Consider the following 16514-nt stretch of genomic DNA (forward strand, 5'->3'; position numbering starts at 1 on the left):
CAACCCTTCACAATTCCTTCACTTCCTTCAATTCCTTCAAATGCTTGTACACCGTCGCCCGACCCATATTCAGTACGTTGGCCACGTAATTGGAGGCGCTTTTGCCTTTGAAGGCGCCTTCGGCGTGCAGGGCCAGCACTAGCTCGCGTTTGTGCTCGCGGGTCAGCAGGTTGAGGCTTAGTTGACGTTCGCGCAGCCACGCGTGCAAGAAGGTGTTGATGCGCTCCTGCCAGTCGTCACGAAACAGTGAGTCCGGTTGCGCAATCAGCTTGCTCGGCGAGAGGAACAGATCCAGCGCGGCCTTGGCGTTTTCGAACAGCGAGATATTCAGGTTGATGCACAGCACGGCCAGCGGCTGACCGTTGCTGTCGCGCAGCACGCTGCTCAGGCTGCGGATTTTCTGACCGTCCCAGTTGAGCTTTTCGTAGGGACCAATGTTCCGTTCACTGACGTCTTCACTGAGCATGTCCTCCAGTGCAGCATCGTCGCCCACTTCACGCTTGGACAAGTTGTTAGCGATGTAGTCGATCTTTTGCGTGCGCAGGTCGTGCAGCACCACCTCGGCGTGGGGGTAAAACAGCGTGGCGATGGCGTCGGCAATCGCCCGGAAGTTGTCCAGGGCGGGGTCTTGTCGAGGTGGTGTCATAGGGTGTTGCTCCAGGCAGCGTTCAGCGCCCTATCGAAAAGGGCGCTGGGAGTTTGCCGCAATCAAGGCGGGTCGTCACCTCAGGGTGTTTTAACCCAGGCGAGCGGGGGACAGCATGGCGGCGTTCAGGCCAAAGCGTGTCAGCTGTTCCGGCAAGGCATCGCCACGCACCAGTGCGGCAGCGGCCTGGCCCATGGCCGGTGAGGTCTGGATTCCATAGCCGCCCTGGGCCGCAACCCAGAACAGGTCGGGCACCTGCTGATCGAAGCCGCACAGCAGATCGCCGTCGCTGACAAAACTGCGCAACCCGGCCCAGGTGCGGGTCGGACGGCGAATGGTCAGGGTAGTGGCTTCCTCGATCTGGTAAATACCCATGGCGATATCCAGCTCTTCGGGCTGCACGTCGTGGGGCTCGACCGGGTCGGCGTTGGCCGGGGAGCCGAGGAACATCCCAGCATCCGGTTTCATGTAGAACGACTCGTCGAGACTGACCAGCATCGGCCAGTCATGGATATCCACCCCTTCGGGCCCGGCGAAGATAAACGCCGCCCGGCGCTTGGGTTGCAGGCCGATCGCCTTGGCCCCGGCCATCTCGCCGATTTTGTCGGCCCAGGCGCCAGCCGCAATGATCACCACTGGAGCGCTGAAGGTTTGTTGGGTGGTTTTCACCTGCCATTGGCCATGGGCGTCACGGGTCAGGCTCTGCACTTCACAGTCGGTATGCACTTCACTCTGATTGCGCCGGATACCGCGCAGATACCCCTGATGCAGGGCGTCGGTGTCGATATCGCTGGCGCTTGGGTCGTAGATTGCACCGTGGACCTTATCCCGGCGCAGGATCGGCAACCGCGTGCAGGCTTCGTCGGCGCTGAGCAGCTGCATTTCAGGCACGCTGGCTTTGGCGCTCAGGTATTGATTGTTCAGCTCTTCGGGGTCGCCGGTGAAGTCCACGGTCATTTCCCCGCGCGGGGTCAGCAACGGGTGCTCGCAGAAGCCGGTTGGCGGCGCATCGAAGAAGTCCCGGCTGGCCAGAGTCAATGAACGGACCTGGGGCGTGCCGTAGGCGGCGGTGTACAAGGCTGCGGAACGCCCGGTGGAGTGATAGGCCGGATGCGATTCACGCTCCAGCACAATCACCCGAGCGTGACGCGACAGGAAGTAACCGGTGGATGCACCGGCAATACCGCCGCCGATGATGATGAAATCTGCCTGGGTCATGAACGTCTCCTGTGGGGCGCAAATGTCGAAGATTTAGGAGGTATTTAGGTGTTAGCGCTGCAAATGGTAGAGCGCATTGGCCAGTGCAATGTCTTCCAGGCCCAGGCCGATGGAGCGGAAGAATACGTGACGGTCGTAGGCTGGACGCGGTGTCTGGTTGCTGAGCAGCTCTGGCAGATCGCCGCGAATGGAGCCTTTATCCCAGCCATGCTGCTCGCTGGCGATCAGCATTTCTCCAGCCGAACCGGGGGTGGTCTGACGATAGTCGCAATAGACCTGCATTTCATTCAAGGCGTGCGGCGGCACTTCATGAGCTCGCGGCGCGTTGGTGCTGATGGAGGTGATCAGTGCCGGTTTACTCAATGCAAGCGGGTCGATCACTGGGCCGGCCGAGGAGGTGCAGAGCATGATCACGTCGGCGTCGCTGAGCGCTTCCTCGCGGCTGGCAACGATCTGCAGGCGTGGGTCAAGTGCGCGCAGCGATGCGAGCTCCGCGGGGTTTTTGCCGGCCAGGCTCGGCGAATAGAGGCTGATGCTTTGCCAATCGCGCAGGTTTTTCACGTAGTGCAGGTGAGCCTGGGCTACAGGACCGCTGCCGATGATCGCCAAGCGCCGGGCCTCGGGCGCGGCGAGTGCATCAACCGCCACCGCAGTGGTCGCGGCGGTGCGGGCGGTGGTCAGTTCACCAGCGTCGCAGAGCAGCAATGGCTGGCCGGTTTCCATCGACATCAACAGCGTCCAGGCCGTCACTAGCGGGCCTTTGCTACGAACGATATAGGGCGAGGTTTTGACCCCGTAGACGCGGTCTTCGGCCAGCACTCCGAGGTAGTTGATGAAATCGCCAGCACCTTGGGGGAACTCCACCAACTGCTGTGCAGGTTGCACCGCTTGCCCGGCGGCCAAGTCACGGAACAGCTTGCGCAGGATCTGCGGCACGTCGACTTGCTCGAGTAGCTGGCGGGCCTGGGCCTGGGCGATCACATAAGGCGTGCTGGACATGCGGATGCTCCCGTGGAAATGAAAGTAAACTAATTTGTCCATTATGGACTTTTAGTTCTGACTGACAATATCCAGACGAAAAAAAACGCAGGCCGTGTCCGGACTGCGTTTCTTGGGTTGCGCCGGTTTTTACGGGCGCTTGCGCTCTACTGCGCGCAGCAGATGCGTCGGTGGGGTTTCGCAACTGATCTTGCGACCCAGCAGCGCCTCGATGGACGGTAGCTGGTAAGAGTCATCTTCACCGGCAAAGCTGATCGATACGCCGCTGGCGCCGGCCCGACCGGTACGGCCGATGCGGTGCACATAATCGTCCGGCATTTCCGGCAGGGTGAAGTTGATCACGTGGCTGATGCCGTCGATGTGAATCCCGCGGCCGGCAACATCGGTGGCCACCAGTACGCGGATCTTGCCTTCGCGAAAGCCTTCCAGGGTCTTGATGCGCTTGTGCTGCGGCACGTCGCCGGACAGCTGCGCAGCGTTGACGCCGTCACGCACCAGGCGTTCTTCGATGCGTCGCACTTCATCCTTGCGGTTGGCGAAGACCATCACCCGTTCCCAGCCGTTGTCGTTCACCAGGTTGTAGAGCAGCTTGTATTTATCGCTGCCGGCGACGGCATAGATGTGCTGCTCGACCATGTCGCTGGCGACGTTGATCGCTTCGATTTCAACGATGGCCGGGTCGGTGGTCCATTGCTTGGCCAGGTTCATCACGTCTTCGGTGAAGGTCGCGGAGAACAGCAGGGTCTGACGCTCGTTTTTCGGTGGGGTCTGGCGAATGATCTGACGCACTTGTGGGATGAATCCCATGTCAAGCATGCGGTCGGCTTCGTCGAGCACCATCACTTCGACCATGTCGAGGTGAACATCACCGCGCTGGTTGAAGTCCAGCAGGCGGCCAGGGGTGGCTACGAGGATGTCGCAGTGGCGGGCTTCGAGGTGCTTGAGCTGCTTGTCGAAGTCCATGCCGCCGACGAACGTCATCACGTTCAGGCCGGTGTATTTGGTCAGATCGGCCGCGTCCTTGGCGATCTGGACCACCAGTTCGCGGGTCGGAGCGATGATCAGCGCTCGCGGTTCGCCCATGTAACGCTCTTTGGGCGGTGGGGTCTGCAGCAACTGGGTGATGATCGAGATCAGGAACGCCGCGGTTTTACCGGTGCCGGTCTGGGCCCGCCCGATGGCGTCCATACCCTTGAGGGTGAAGCCCAGTACTTCGGCCTGGATCGGCGTGCAGTATGGGAAACCCAGGTCCTGGATCGCGTGCATCAATTCTGGCGACAGCTTGAAATCGTGGAAGCGGGTTTTGCCTTCCTGGGGTTCGACGACGAAATCTTCGAGTTTCCAGGGCATGACTGGCGGTTTCGGCGCGCGTGGGCGGCGAGGTTGCGCAGGTTTGGCTTCTTCACTGCGCGGTTGTTCATCGACAGGAACCGCTACAGGTTGAGCGACGGCTGTACTCACCGGCTCTTTCTTGGGGGCGGCCCCAGACACTGCGCGCCCCGGCTGATTAGCGTCGGTGCGGGTTCCGGAGCTGTGGGAAGGTGCAATGGAGCCAGGCGCGAGCTGCTCAGCCTCGCTTTTACCGAACATTTTCTTGAGTGCTTTGAGCACGGTCATCTCATTCAAATTGGTTAAGTGCCGGGCAGTGTAATGCAAGAATCGGGCGCGGCGTAGTTCATTGGTCATACGGCTACAGGAAGTTTCGGTTTTCAACGTAACCGGTCGGCGAGCCAGACGCCTATGTCACGAATTTCTTCGGGTAACACTTCGTGACCCATTGGGTATTCCTGCCATGTCACGGTGACATCAAGTCGCTTCAAATGCTCGTAGGCGGTTCGGCCCATGGCGTTTTGTACCACCTCATCGTAATGACCGTGCAGGCAATACACCGGAATCCGCTGTTGGCTGGCAGACAATTGCAGTTCGTCACCGAAGGTCGGTGCATAAGTGGAGAGGGCAACTACGCCACCCAAAGGACCCTGCCACTTCAGAAACGCAGTGTGTAAAACCACTGCGCCACCCTGGGAAAAACCGGCAAGAAAAATCCGCGAGGCGTCTATTCCGCTGGCGCGCTGCTCTTCAATCAAATCGACGAGGGTTTGCGCGGACTCATCCAGCTGCTCGCGGCTGATGGCCCTGGCCGGGCTCATGGCCAGAATGTCGTACCAGCTCGGCATCTCGTAACCACCGTTGATGGTCACGGCGCGGGTCGGTGCCTGAGGCAAAACGAAGCGGGTGGTCAGCAGACTTTCTTGCAGCGCTTCGGCCACCGGCAGGAAATCGTAGCGGTCGGCACCCAGGCCGTGCAGCCAGATTACGCAGGCGTCGACGGGCTTGATGGGCTGAAGAATCAAGGTCTGGGTCATGTCTGCTCCAAAATTGTGCGTGCGCTCTCATTGTGTGCGAGGTCAAAGTGCGCGGCTGGTTGATCAGTTAAGAAGATGTCGCAAGGCTGCAAGTTTTGCTATTGACCTGCCACTTAAACGCCTTAGGGGCCGGTATGGTACGGCCTTTGCTATGGGGAAAGTTGTGCAAGTAATCCTGCGCCGAGCGGTAACACTATCAGTCTACCTTCGGTTGTGGGATAGCAAAAAATCCGGTGATGGACGTTCGCCAAAGGCCGCTACGGGCTTCGCGAACATGAAAGGGCTACAGCCCGTTCGGCCGATTGGTGAGAAGTGAGTTTTCCATTATATGGATTTTCTCCTACTAGACTCATAGCGAAGGCCTTACGCCGCTTGACCCTAAAAAAAGCCAACACGGGTCAACAGCGCCTCATAAGGGTGCGGCAAGGCTCAAGCTCCGACACAACAAGAGCAAAAACTGGAGGTTTGAATGAAGATGTTGAAATCCACCCTGGCCATCGTGACTGCGGCCGCAGTGCTCGGTGTCAGTGGGTTCGCTCAGGCGGGTGCAACCCTGGATGCAGTGCAGAAAAAAGGTTTCGTACAGTGTGGCGTGAGTGACGGTCTGCCGGGCTTCTCGGTTCCGGATTCCACTGGCAAAATCATCGGCATCGACGCTGACGTCTGTCGCGCTGTGGCCGCTGCCGTATTCGGCGACGCGACCAAGGTCAAATTCAGCCAGTTGAACGCCAAGGAGCGCTTTACCGCGCTGCAGTCTGGCGAAATCGACGTGCTGTCGCGTAACACCACCTGGACCAGTTCCCGCGATTCGGGCATGGGTCTGGTGTTTGCCGGCGTGACTTACTATGACGGCATCGGCTTTCTGGTAAACAACAAACTGGGCGTCAAGAGCGCCAAAGAACTCGACGGCGCAACCATCTGCATTCAAGCCGGTACCACTACCGAGCTGAACGTTTCCGACTTCTTCCGCGGCAACGGTCTGAAATACACCCCGATCACTTTCGACACCTCCGATGAAAGCGCCAAGTCGCTGGAATCCGGTCGTTGCGACGTGCTGACCTCCGACAAATCCCAGCTCTACGCACAGCGCAGCAAGCTGGCGACCCCGGGCGACTACGTGGTTCTGCCGGAAACCATCTCCAAGGAGCCGCTGGGCCCGGTCGTGCGTAAAGGCGACGAAGAGTGGTTCAGCATCGTCAAGTGGACCCTGTTCGCCATGCTCAACGCTGAAGAAATGGGCATCACCCAGAAAAACGTTGAAGCTGAAGCCAAAGCCACCAAGAACCCGGACGTTGCTCGTCTGCTGGGTGCTGACGGTGAATATGGCAAAGACCTGAAAGTGAAGAAGGACTGGGTCGTCCAGATCGTCAAGCAAGTGGGCAACTACGGCGAAGTGTTCGAGAAAAACCTCGGCAAAAGCACTCCACTGGCCATCGACCGCGGGCTGAACGCTCTGTGGAACAACGGCGGCATTCAATACGCACCACCAGTGCGCTGATGGTCCTGTCACCCGGTGGGCCAACCACCGGGTGATGTTCTGTTCCATTATTTCTGGGGCACTTCATGCAAAATTCAATCGGCGCACCAAAGCAGAGGCTCAGCCTCAGCGATCCACGAGTGCGTGCGTGGGCATTTCAGATCATCACGATTGTCGCGGTGGTCTCAATGGGCTGGTATCTGTTCGATAACACCCAAACCAACCTTCAACACCGGGGCATTACCTCCGGTTTCGACTTTCTCGAGCGCAGCGCCGGTTTCGGCATCGCTCAGCACCTGATCGACTACACCGAATCGGACAGCTATGCCCGGGTGTTTGTCATCGGCCTGCTCAATACCCTGCTGGTGACCTTCATCGGCGTCATCCTGGCGACGATCCTCGGCTTCATTGTCGGCGTCTCGCGGCTGTCGCAGAACTGGATCATCAGCAAGCTGGCGACCGTCTACGTCGAGGTCTTTCGCAACATTCCACCGCTGCTGCAGATTCTGTTCTGGTATTTCGCGGTGTTCCTGACCATGCCGGGGCCGCGCAACAGTCATAACTTCGGCGACACCTTCTTTGTCAGCAGCCGTGGCTTGAACATGCCGGCAGCCCTGACCGCCGACGGGTTCTGGCCGTTCATGGTCAGTGTCTTGGTGGCGATCATTGCCGTCGTGCTGATGTGCCGCTGGGCCAACAAGCGTTTCGAAGCGACCGGTGTACCGTTCCACAAGTTCTGGGTTGGCCTGGCGCTATTCCTGGTGATCCCCGCACTGTGCGCACTGATCTTTGGCGCTCCGCTGCATTGGGAAATGCCGGAACTCAAGGGTTTCAACTTCGTCGGTGGCTGGGTGTTGATCCCGGAACTGCTGGCCTTGACCCTGGCCTTGACGGTGTATACCGCGGCGTTCATCGCCGAGATCGTGCGTTCGGGGATCATGTCGGTCAGCCATGGCCAGACCGAAGCCGCCCGTTCCCTTGGCCTGCGCAACGGTCCGACCCTGCACAAGGTGATTATCCCGCAAGCGCTGCGGGTGATCATTCCGCCGCTGACCAGCCAATACCTGAACCTGGCGAAGAACTCCTCGCTGGCCGCCGGTATCGGTTATCCGGAAATGGTCTCGCTGTTTGCCGGTACGGTGCTGAACCAGACCGGGCAGGCAATCGAGGTTATTGCCATCACCATGAGCGTGTACCTGGCGATCAGCATCAGCATTTCCCTGCTGATGAACTGGTACAACAAGCGCATTGCGCTGATCGAGCGGTGAGGAAGCGCACATGACGACTCATATTTTCAAACCTGACCTGCCAGCGCCGAGCAGCAGCATCGGTATCGTGGCGTGGATGCGGGCGCACATGTTCTCCAGCTGGATCAACACCCTGCTGACGCTGTTCGCCTTCTACCTGATCTGGCTGATAGTGCCGCCGATCCTGAGCTGGGCGATTATCGACGCCAACTGGGTCGGCACCACGCGCGCCGACTGCACCAAGGAAGGCGCCTGCTGGGTATTCATCCAGCAGCGCTTTGGCCAGTTCATGTACGGCTACTATCCGACCGACTTGCGCTGGCGGGTCGACTTGACCGTGTGGCTGGCGGTGATTGGCGTGGCCCCGTTGTTCATCTCGCGCTTCCCGCGCAAGGCGATCTACGGCCTGGGCTTTCTGGTGCTCTACCCGATCATTGCCTACACCTTGCTGCACGGTGGCTGGTTCGGTCTGAGCGAAGTAGCGACCAGCCAATGGGGCGGCCTGATGCTGACCCTGGTGATCGCCACGGTCGGCATTGCCGGCGCCTTGCCGCTGGGGATCATGCTGGCGCTGGGGCGTCGCTCGAACATGCCGGCGATTCGAGTGGTCTGCGTGACCTTCATCGAGTTCTGGCGTGGCGTGCCGTTGATCACCGTGCTGTTCATGTCCTCGGTGATGCTGCCGCTGTTCCTGCCCGAAGGCATGAACTTCGACAAGCTGCTGCGGGCGCTGATCGGGGTGATTCTGTTCCAGTCGGCCTATGTGGCCGAGGTGGTGCGCGGCGGTCTGCAGGCGATTCCCAAAGGTCAGTACGAAGCGGCTGCGGCGATGGGCCTCGGTTACTGGCGCAGCATGGGCCTGGTGATTCTGCCGCAAGCCTTGAAGCTGGTAATTCCGGGCATCGTCAACACCTTCATTGCGCTGTTCAAGGACACGAGCCTGGTGATCATCATCGGCCTGTTCGACCTGCTCAATAGCGTCAAGCAAGCCGCCGCCGACCCGAAATGGCTGGGCATGGCCACCGAAGGCTATGTATTCGCAGCCCTGGTGTTCTGGATTTTCTGTTTTGGTATGTCGCGCTATTCCATGCATCTGGAACGCAAGCTCGACACTGGCCACAAGCGTTAGGAGTTCTCTGATGAGCGAAGCAATCAAACAGCCTGTGAGCCCTGAAGGCATTATTCAGATGCAGGGCGTGAACAAGTGGTACGGCCAGTTCCACGTATTGAAAGATATCAACCTGAACGTCAAGCAGGGCGAGCGTATCGTCCTGTGCGGGCCGTCCGGTTCCGGCAAGTCGACCACCATTCGCTGCCTTAACCGTCTGGAAGAACACCAGCAGGGCCGCATCGTGGTCGATGGTGTGGAGCTGACCAACGACCTCAAGCAGATCGAAGCGATCCGTCGTGAAGTCGGCATGGTGTTCCAGCACTTCAACCTGTTCCCGCACCTGACCATCCTGCAGAACTGCACGCTGGCGCCGATGTGGGTGCGCAAGATGCCCAAGCGCAAGGCCGAAGAAATTGCCATGCACTACCTGGAGCGCGTGCGCATTCCGGAGCAGGCGCACAAGTATCCGGGGCAGCTGTCCGGTGGTCAGCAACAGCGCGTGGCGATTGCCCGGGCACTGTGCATGAAGCCGAAAATCATGCTGTTCGATGAACCGACTTCAGCACTCGATCCGGAGATGGTGAAAGAGGTTCTGGACACCATGATCGGCCTGGCCGAAGACGGCATGACCATGCTCTGCGTAACCCACGAAATGGGCTTCGCCCGTACCGTGGCCAACCGCGTGATCTTCATGGACAAGGGCGAAATCGTCGAACAGGCCGCGCCGAACGACTTCTTCGACAACCCGCAGAATGAACGGACCAAGCTGTTCTTGAGCCAGATTTTGCATTGATGGGTTAGCGGCAACATCAATAAACCCGGCCATGTGCCGGGTTTATTTTTTCCTGAGTTTTAGGGCGACAACCACACTGGGTCGGGCCTACATAACCCCCGGAGCTGCCGCAGGCTGCGATCTTTTGATCTTTACGTTAGCCCCGGCACTCCATTAACCGCTGGAAGGATGGCAGCCTGCGGCAGCGCCTATAGTTGTACTCGCTGATAAACCTGACTAACATGTCAGAAAATTCATCCTATGATTGGATGAAAAGGCGAATCCTATGTCCGATATTTCTCCATTAATTAAGCGATCTTTGGTCGATCAGGCCTTGGAGCGGTTGCGCTTGCGCATCAACAACGGCACCTGGACCATCGGCCAGCGCTTGCCCACCGAGCCGGAGCTGGCGATTGAGCTGGGCATCAGCCGCAACACCGTGCGCGAAGCCATGCGCGTGTTGGCGTTTTCCGGGTTGATCGAGATTCGTCAGGGCGACGGCAGTTACCTGCGGGCGGTCGTCGATCCGCTGGACACCATGAAGGCGCTTTCACGCTGCTCCCATGAACAGGCCCGTGAGACCCGGCACATTCTTGAAGTCGAGGCCATCGGCCTGGCGGCGCTGCGGCGTACGGATGAAGACCTTAAAGCGCTGCATGAAGCCCTTGGCGTCAGCGGTAGTCATTACCACGGCGATCTCGATAGCTATATCGCCTGTGATCTGGTGTTCCATCGTCGACTGGTGGACGCAGCACACAACCCGACCTTGAGCGAGTTATACCGCTACTTCTCCAGCATCGTTGGCGCGCATTTGCGCCAGACCCTGAGCATCACTGCGCGGCGCCAGGAAGTGTTCGACCTGCACATCGAACTACTCAATGCCGTTGAGCAGCGCGATCCGGAACGGGCCAAGGCCATTTGCCGGACGCTGATCAATGAACCTTGAAACCGGGAATTCCATGTCTACCCCACAGACCGGAAAAATCACATTACCTAAGCGCACGACAGAGCTCGAAGAGCTGTTGATCGATGCCGAGGCCGATGACGAACAGGTCCAGCAAAGTCATCCAGTTCTGCGCCGCCCATGGCTGTTGTTGCTGGGGTTGATTCTGGTTGCATTGAACCTGCGCCCGGCGCTGTCGAGCATGGCGCCGTTGCTCAGCGATGTATCCAGAAGCCTCGGCCTGTCGGCGGCGCAAGCGGGTTTGCTGACCACCTTGCCGGTGCTGTGTCTGGGTCTGTTCGCCCCGCTGGCGCCGCTTCTGGCGCGACGTTTCGGGGCCGAGCGGGTGGTGCTGGGCATTTTGCTGACCCTGGCCTGCGGGATCATTCTGCGCAGTTCGTTCGGTGAAACCGGCTTGTTTGCCGGCAGCATTCTCGCCGGTGCCAGTATTGGGGTGATCGGTGTGTTGCTGCCGGGCATCGTCAAACGCGATTTCGCCAAACACGCCGGGACTATGACCGGTGTTTACACCATGGCGTTGTGCCTCGGCGCGGCCATGGCAGCGGGGGCGACGGTGCCGCTCAGCCAGCATTTCGAGGGTGGCTGGACCATGGGCCTGGGCTTCTGGATGCTGCCTGCTCTAGTAGCCGCGGCGTTCTGGTTGCCGCAAGTCGGACGCAAACACGGTGCCCACCACGTGGCTTATCGGGTGCGCGGACTGCTGCGTGATCCGCTGGCCTGGCAAGTGACGCTGTATATGGGGCTGCAATCCTCGCTGGCATACATCGTCTTTGGCTGGCTGCCATCGATCCTGATCGGCCGTGGTTTGACACCCACTCAGGCGGGCCTGGTGCTGTCAGGCTCGGTCATCGTCCAACTGGCCAGTTCGTTGGCCGCGCCCTGGCTGGCGACGCGGGGCAAGGATCAGCGGCTGGCGATTGTCATCGTCATGTGCCTGACCCTCGGCGGGTTGTTCGGCTGCCTTTACGCGCCGATCGAAGGTCTGTGGGGCTGGGCGATTTTGCTCGGCCTGGGGCAGGGCGGTGCCTTCAGCCTGGCACTGACCTTGATCGTGCTGCGCTCGCGGGATGCCCATGTGGCCGCCAATCTGTCGAGCATGGCCCAAGGCTTTGGTTACACCCTGGCGTCCCTCGGGCCCTTCGCGGTCGGCCTGGTGCATGACTGGACCGGCGGCTGGGCAGCCGTGGGCTGGATTTTCGCGGTGATCGGCCTGGGCGCGATCACCGCCGGTCTCGGGGCCGGACGTGCGTTGTATGTGCAGGTCACCAGCGAGAAACTTCAAGGTCACAGATAGACCACCTCAAGGGTAGCGGAGCCGTCCAGCAGGATGTCGGTGCTCAGGTCCAGGTTCTGTTTGGCATTGATGACCGCCTCGACCTTGACCGTGGTGCTCAGGTTCTGGATCGCCGACGGCCCTGCGGTGCTGCCTTCGGTATCAGTGAAGCCCAGATAGCTGGTGGCGCCCATATCGATGGGTTTCAAGTTGGCGGTGCGCCAGGCCAGACCGCCGGTGGTGGACTCGGTACCGTAGACCCGCGTCAGGCTGTCGACGACGGTTTGCGTCGGATCGAAACTCATGGAGTACAGGCCGACGCGGTTGCCACTGTTATCGAACCCCAGCCCATAGTAAATCTCACTGTTGACCATGGCCGAGCCGTCGCGATTATCGCGCATGCGCAGGGCAAAGCGGCTCATGCCGGTGCAGCCGACGCTCACTTGCAGGTACTTGACGGGCAGGCGGGTGCCTTTGTCGAGGTTCAGGTCCTGTCGGGAAATTTTGCCGTAGTCGATCAGGCCCCCGCTGGACAGCAGCGGGGTGCAGGCGAGCGGCGTAATCAGGCCTTTGACGGTCAGGTCTACTGTCGAGGCTGCCAGGGCGTTTTGTGCAGCAGGCAGCAGCAACAGGGTGGAAAGGGCGATGCAGTAGGGTTTCATGGTCGCAGACTCTTCTGTGGATGGGGTTACAGATAAATGATTTCTATGGTGCCGGAGCCGTTGATGTGCACAACGTCGCGCAGGTCCAGGGACTGGCTGGGCGCCAGGAAGGCCTTGATGCGGACCGTTCCGGCGAGGTTCTGGATTGCCACTGGCCCGCTGGTGCTGCCGGCACTGTCGGTAAAGCCCAGGTAGCTGTTGGCCGCCATGGGAATCTGCCGGGAACTGGCGCTGCTCCAGGCCACACCGCCACTGGTGGAGTCGGTGCGATAGAGCGTCGGCAAGGCATCGGCAGTGAAGTCAGCCGGGTCGATGTTCAGGTAGTAGCGGCCAATCTTGTTCTGACTGTTGTCCAGGTCCAGGCCGTAGGCGGTCTCGTCGGTGCCGCCGGTAGCCGAGCCATTGCGGTTGTCGTGCATGAGCAGGGCGAAGGGGGTGGCGGCGTCACAGCTGACGGAAAACAGCAGGGTTTTGGTGGGCAGCGGGGTTTCGCTGTCGACGTTCAAGTCCTTGGCCAGCAGCGTGCCGTAGTCCACCAGGCCGCCGTTGGACAGGCGTGGCGTACAGGCGGCCGGTGCGAAGCTGGCACGCAGGGTCAGTTCCCGGAAGCGAGCGCTGTGGCGGGCCTCGAACAGTCCGGAGACTTCCCAGGTGGTTGCATCCCGCACGTGGGTGGCGGCGGTATCAGCCCAGGCGTTGACCGTCAGTTGCAGGGACAGGCTTTTGCCCGAGAGCACGGCGGCGCCTTGAACCGGCGCGATCCCGTAGCCCGTGCGCCAGTTCAGCACCGCACCGCTGGCGGCGGGCGGCTGGCCGATGGCGGGCACCAGTCCCAATTCCACGGCCTGGCCGTCCAGGACTGCGTCGCTGACCTGGATATCGTAACTGCCCTGTCCAGTGAATTGCAGCCGCTGCGCGCTAGCGGCCAAGGCGTTATAGAACAGGCTCATGTCCCCCGGTTGCGGGCAGTTGAGGGCCAGGCTCAGGCGCCGTTCACCCAGCGGTTGTTGGGGGGCGCTGGCACTCTTGGCGACACGGCTCATCAGGCCGAAATCCAGCAGCGATTCGTTGAGGCTGAGCTGGCATTCGTCCTGGGCGTGGACGTTGCCGGCCAGGCCAAGCATTAGCAACAAGGCGCTTAGCCGTTGCAAGGAGGGATCAAGGGGCATGGAAGTCTTCCTCAAGGCTTGGTGCAACGGGCTGGCACGGTTTCGAAATACACCTCTGGATCACCCTTTTGCGGCAGATCGAACTGCAGTAGGCAGCGCTCCATTCCGGGGGGGTTGACCCACAATGCCGGTTGTTCAAGGACGTTGGGCAGGAACACCTGGCTGCCTTCCTGGACCAGGGTGATGAACTCGCCATTGGCGGTGCTGACGGTGGCACCACGGGGCAGCGGTGCGCCCTGGTCGGTGCTGACGGTGAGCAAGACGCGGCGGGTCAGCACCAGGCCGAACTCGATTCGGTCCACGGCGCCGCGTCCGGCCCAGATCACCGCCAGACCGTTGTTGATATCGGCATTGCGCGGCAGCGAACGGGTCTGGACCTCAACCGGGCTGCGCCCATACGCGGCCACTTGGGGCACCACCGCCTGACCTTGCCAGTCGGTCCAGACAGGGCCGCTGGGGGTGCTGACTTTGATGCCGCCCATGTCGCTGACCGAGAGCACGGCAAAGGTGTCGCGCACCGGATATGGCGACAACGTGACACCGCCACCATGCACGACCACGCCACCCCGGGCACCGCCCTGATAGCTCGAACGTTCTGCATCGGAGCGGCTGTAACTGAGGTCGAGCTGGCTGTAGCGCGGCAGCGCCGAGATGCCCAGGGTGGTTTCCACTTGTTGGTCGCGGGTGTCGTGTTCGGCGCTGACCCGATAACTGGATTGATCGTTTATCTGCTCGGTCACGCCCAGGCCCGTGCGGTGTTCACCGCCCGAGTTGCGCACCCAGCCCCGTGCCCGGCGGCTCTCGCCCAGGGGCACACTGACGTTCAGGTAGACGGCATTGTCTTGCTGCTGACGCCCGCCCATCTGCCACTCGGCGCTGGCCGACAGCGACACCCCGCTAACGCTGGTGCCCCAGGACGCCAGGGCGCGGCTGCTGCTGTCGCCGTCGAAGGTGCTGGAGCGGGAAAAACCGGCACTGAAGGCCCCGAGCCAGGGATGGGACCAGCCCACCGTGGCGCTTTGTTGGTCGCGATAGCGTGAGCTTCGCTGTTGGCGGGTTTCAGGCTCGTAGGTCGCCTCTTCCAGTTCGCGGTAGCCCGGGGTGCGCCAGGAGGTGCTGGCGCTGAATGACCACTGGTCGTTCAGTTGCCGGGACCAGGACAAGTCGGTTTGCAGCCCGCGCACTTTTTCCCGGACCTGTGCGTCGGAGGCCTGGCTGGACAGCTGGATTTGACTGTCACTCCACGGCAGCCAGCCCAGGCTCAGGCCGCCTGCGCGATACTCGCTGGACATCAGCATGCCGCTGCCCAGACTCACTTGCGGGTGCACCGCGCCGCTCCAGCCGGCGCTGATCACCCAGGGATCGTCGCCCTGGGCATCGCCAATATTGCGCACCCGCCCGGCGGCCACCGAGTAGCCCGGTGCCGGTAGGCCCAGACCGAGCATGGCCGCCGGCACGGTAAAGCGCCGTTCCCCTCCGGCGCTTTCCTTGACCGTGACTTCGACGTCCGAACGGCTGTTCAGGCGCCGGACATCGCTCAGGGAAAATGGCCCGGCCGGGACCACGGTGGAGTGAATCAATGCGCCGTTCTGGCGGACCTCGACCTGCGCCGGGCTGTTGGCAATCCCGTTGATGGTCGCGCCCTGGCCCTGGTCTTGGAGGGCCTGTTCGGTGAGTACCTGGACGCCAGTGATCTGGGCGCCGGACAGCACCGGGTTGTAGAGGTTGATCTGGCCAGCCTGCAGCACCGCTTGATGGCTGGCAAACGTACGTTGGGCAAAGGCCTCCAGATGGATGGTGCGCGACAGCCCGTCCTGCCAGGTCTGCACCTGGCGGCTGCGTACGATCCAGTCGCCGGCGTTGAAACCCATTTCGGTATTGGCCGAACCAAACCGGCTGGAGTCTTCACCGTACTGGTTGTAAAACCCGGTGAGATCGTAGTTGAGCAATCCGGCGAAACCGCCGGTTTCATACCCGGACACATCGCGTTCTACAGGGCGCAGGGCCTCGGTCGGCACCACCAGCGCCACTGTCAACGTGGCCGGATCAGGTTCCACCAGGCTTTGTGGAAACCGTGTCAGAAAGTCATGACAGGTCCCGCCGTCGTCGGGTATCACCAGATTGGCGGTGTCCAGCAATTTCTGGTCGAAACACAGGACGCCCTGCTGATCAAAACTCACCTCCAGCCGTCCACGGCGCTGACCGTTGACGGTCAGGCTGATGGCATGCCGACCGGCAGCAAAGCGCGGCGTATCGAGCAGCAGGCTGGCCAGTTGAGGGTCGATGCCGCGTCGTTGCAGGGTCTGAGCATCGAAGCGGGCTTGCGGTGGGGCTTCAGCCCTGGCCTCGCTGGACAGAAAGGCACTGGCCAGCAACAGCGCCGGCCAGATGAAACGCGGGGACACGGCGGGCACGGCTTCGCCGTCACGGTAACTCAATACTGTTTTCACGAATGGCACTCTGATGATGGAGGCGCTGGGCCGAGCCCGTTTCGGCCGTGGTATGCATCCTGGTGACGGTCATGGCGTCGTCACTTCGTTATTCAGGTGCCTGGCAGTCCTGCGGCACCTGTGTTGCTTTCAAACCTTGTGGCGAGGGGACAAGGTTTTT

General features: G+C 60.8%; 14 protein-coding genes. 6 read left to right on the forward strand and 8 right to left on the reverse strand.

The genetic code is table 11. The features are described from left to right. Window positions 1-7: 7 nt before the first annotated feature. The 5 genes from ACA064_RS05385 to ACA064_RS05405 all read right to left on the reverse strand — a co-directional run bounded on the left by ACA064_RS05385 (window position 8) and on the right by ACA064_RS05405 (window position 5229). Window positions 8-646, reverse strand: a complete 639-nt coding sequence (locus tag ACA064_RS05385) for a helix-turn-helix transcriptional regulator (RefSeq protein WP_497672455.1) — start codon at window positions 644-646, stop codon at window positions 8-10. A gap of 90 nt (window positions 647-736) precedes the next feature. Continuing rightward, on the reverse strand, window positions 737-1864 hold the full coding sequence (locus ACA064_RS05390) for an NAD(P)/FAD-dependent oxidoreductase (RefSeq protein WP_497672456.1): 1128 nt from the start codon (window positions 1862-1864) through the stop codon (window positions 737-739). Window positions 1865-1915: 51 nt separating this feature from the next. Next, entirely contained in the window at window positions 1916-2863 is a 948-nt protein-coding gene (locus tag ACA064_RS05395; RefSeq protein ID WP_497672457.1) for an ornithine cyclodeaminase family protein, read from the reverse strand. Between the two features lie 129 nt (window positions 2864-2992). Further along, window positions 2993-4480, reverse strand: a complete 1488-nt coding sequence (rhlB, locus tag ACA064_RS05400; protein WP_497672458.1) for an ATP-dependent RNA helicase RhlB — start codon at window positions 4478-4480, stop codon at window positions 2993-2995. 92 nt (window positions 4481-4572) lie between these two features. Next, entirely contained in the window at window positions 4573-5229 is a 657-nt protein-coding gene (locus tag ACA064_RS05405; protein WP_497672459.1) for an alpha/beta hydrolase, read from the reverse strand. A 469-nt stretch (window positions 5230-5698) separates the two neighbouring features. Between ACA064_RS05405 and ACA064_RS05410 the strand changes: the two genes are divergently transcribed. The 6 genes from ACA064_RS05410 (at window position 5699) to ACA064_RS05435 (ending at window position 12094) form a co-directional block, all read left to right on the forward strand. Then, a complete protein-coding gene (locus ACA064_RS05410) occupies window positions 5699-6727 on the forward strand; it encodes an amino acid ABC transporter substrate-binding protein (protein ID WP_497672460.1) in 1029 nt (342 codons plus the stop codon). Between the two features lie 65 nt (window positions 6728-6792). Then, window positions 6793-7974 carry an amino acid ABC transporter permease gene (locus ACA064_RS05415; protein WP_497672461.1) on the forward strand — a complete coding sequence of 394 codons (1182 nt, stop codon included), beginning with the start codon at window positions 6793-6795 and terminating at the stop codon, window positions 7972-7974. 10 nt (window positions 7975-7984) lie between these two features. Then, on the forward strand, window positions 7985-9082 hold the full coding sequence (locus tag ACA064_RS05420) for an amino acid ABC transporter permease (RefSeq protein ID WP_497672462.1): 1098 nt from the start codon (window positions 7985-7987) through the stop codon (window positions 9080-9082). 10 nt (window positions 9083-9092) lie between these two features. After that, window positions 9093-9857, forward strand: a complete 765-nt coding sequence (locus ACA064_RS05425) for an amino acid ABC transporter ATP-binding protein (protein WP_008053474.1) — start codon at window positions 9093-9095, stop codon at window positions 9855-9857. A gap of 265 nt (window positions 9858-10122) precedes the next feature. Beyond that, window positions 10123-10782, forward strand: coding sequence for a FadR/GntR family transcriptional regulator (locus ACA064_RS05430; protein ID WP_497672463.1), 660 nt, complete (start codon window positions 10123-10125; stop codon window positions 10780-10782). Further along, on the forward strand, window positions 10772-12094 hold the full coding sequence (locus ACA064_RS05435) for a CynX/NimT family MFS transporter (RefSeq protein WP_497672464.1): 1323 nt from the start codon (window positions 10772-10774) through the stop codon (window positions 12092-12094). The genes ACA064_RS05430 and ACA064_RS05435 overlap by 11 nt, the downstream gene beginning before the upstream one ends. On the opposite strand, the gene ACA064_RS05440 is transcribed toward ACA064_RS05435, so the two are convergent. From ACA064_RS05440 to ACA064_RS05450, 3 genes are read right to left on the reverse strand one after another with little or no spacing between them, the layout of a single operon-like run. Next, entirely contained in the window at window positions 12085-12735 is a 651-nt protein-coding gene (locus tag ACA064_RS05440) for a DUF1120 domain-containing protein (RefSeq protein WP_497672465.1), read from the reverse strand. The two genes, ACA064_RS05435 and ACA064_RS05440, sit on opposite strands and share 10 nt — an antisense overlap. 26 nt (window positions 12736-12761) lie before the next feature. After that, complete coding sequence (locus ACA064_RS05445) at window positions 12762-13904, reverse strand: DUF1120 domain-containing protein (RefSeq protein ID WP_497672466.1); 1143 nt, start codon at window positions 13902-13904, stop codon at window positions 12762-12764. Between the two features lie 11 nt (window positions 13905-13915). Further along, window positions 13916-16354 carry a fimbria/pilus outer membrane usher protein gene (locus ACA064_RS05450; RefSeq protein ID WP_497672467.1) on the reverse strand — a complete coding sequence of 813 codons (2439 nt, stop codon included), beginning with the start codon at window positions 16352-16354 and terminating at the stop codon, window positions 13916-13918. Window positions 16355-16514 lie beyond the last annotated feature (160 nt).

The sequence above is a fragment of the Pseudomonas sp. LBUM1658 genome (assembly GCF_059716055.1).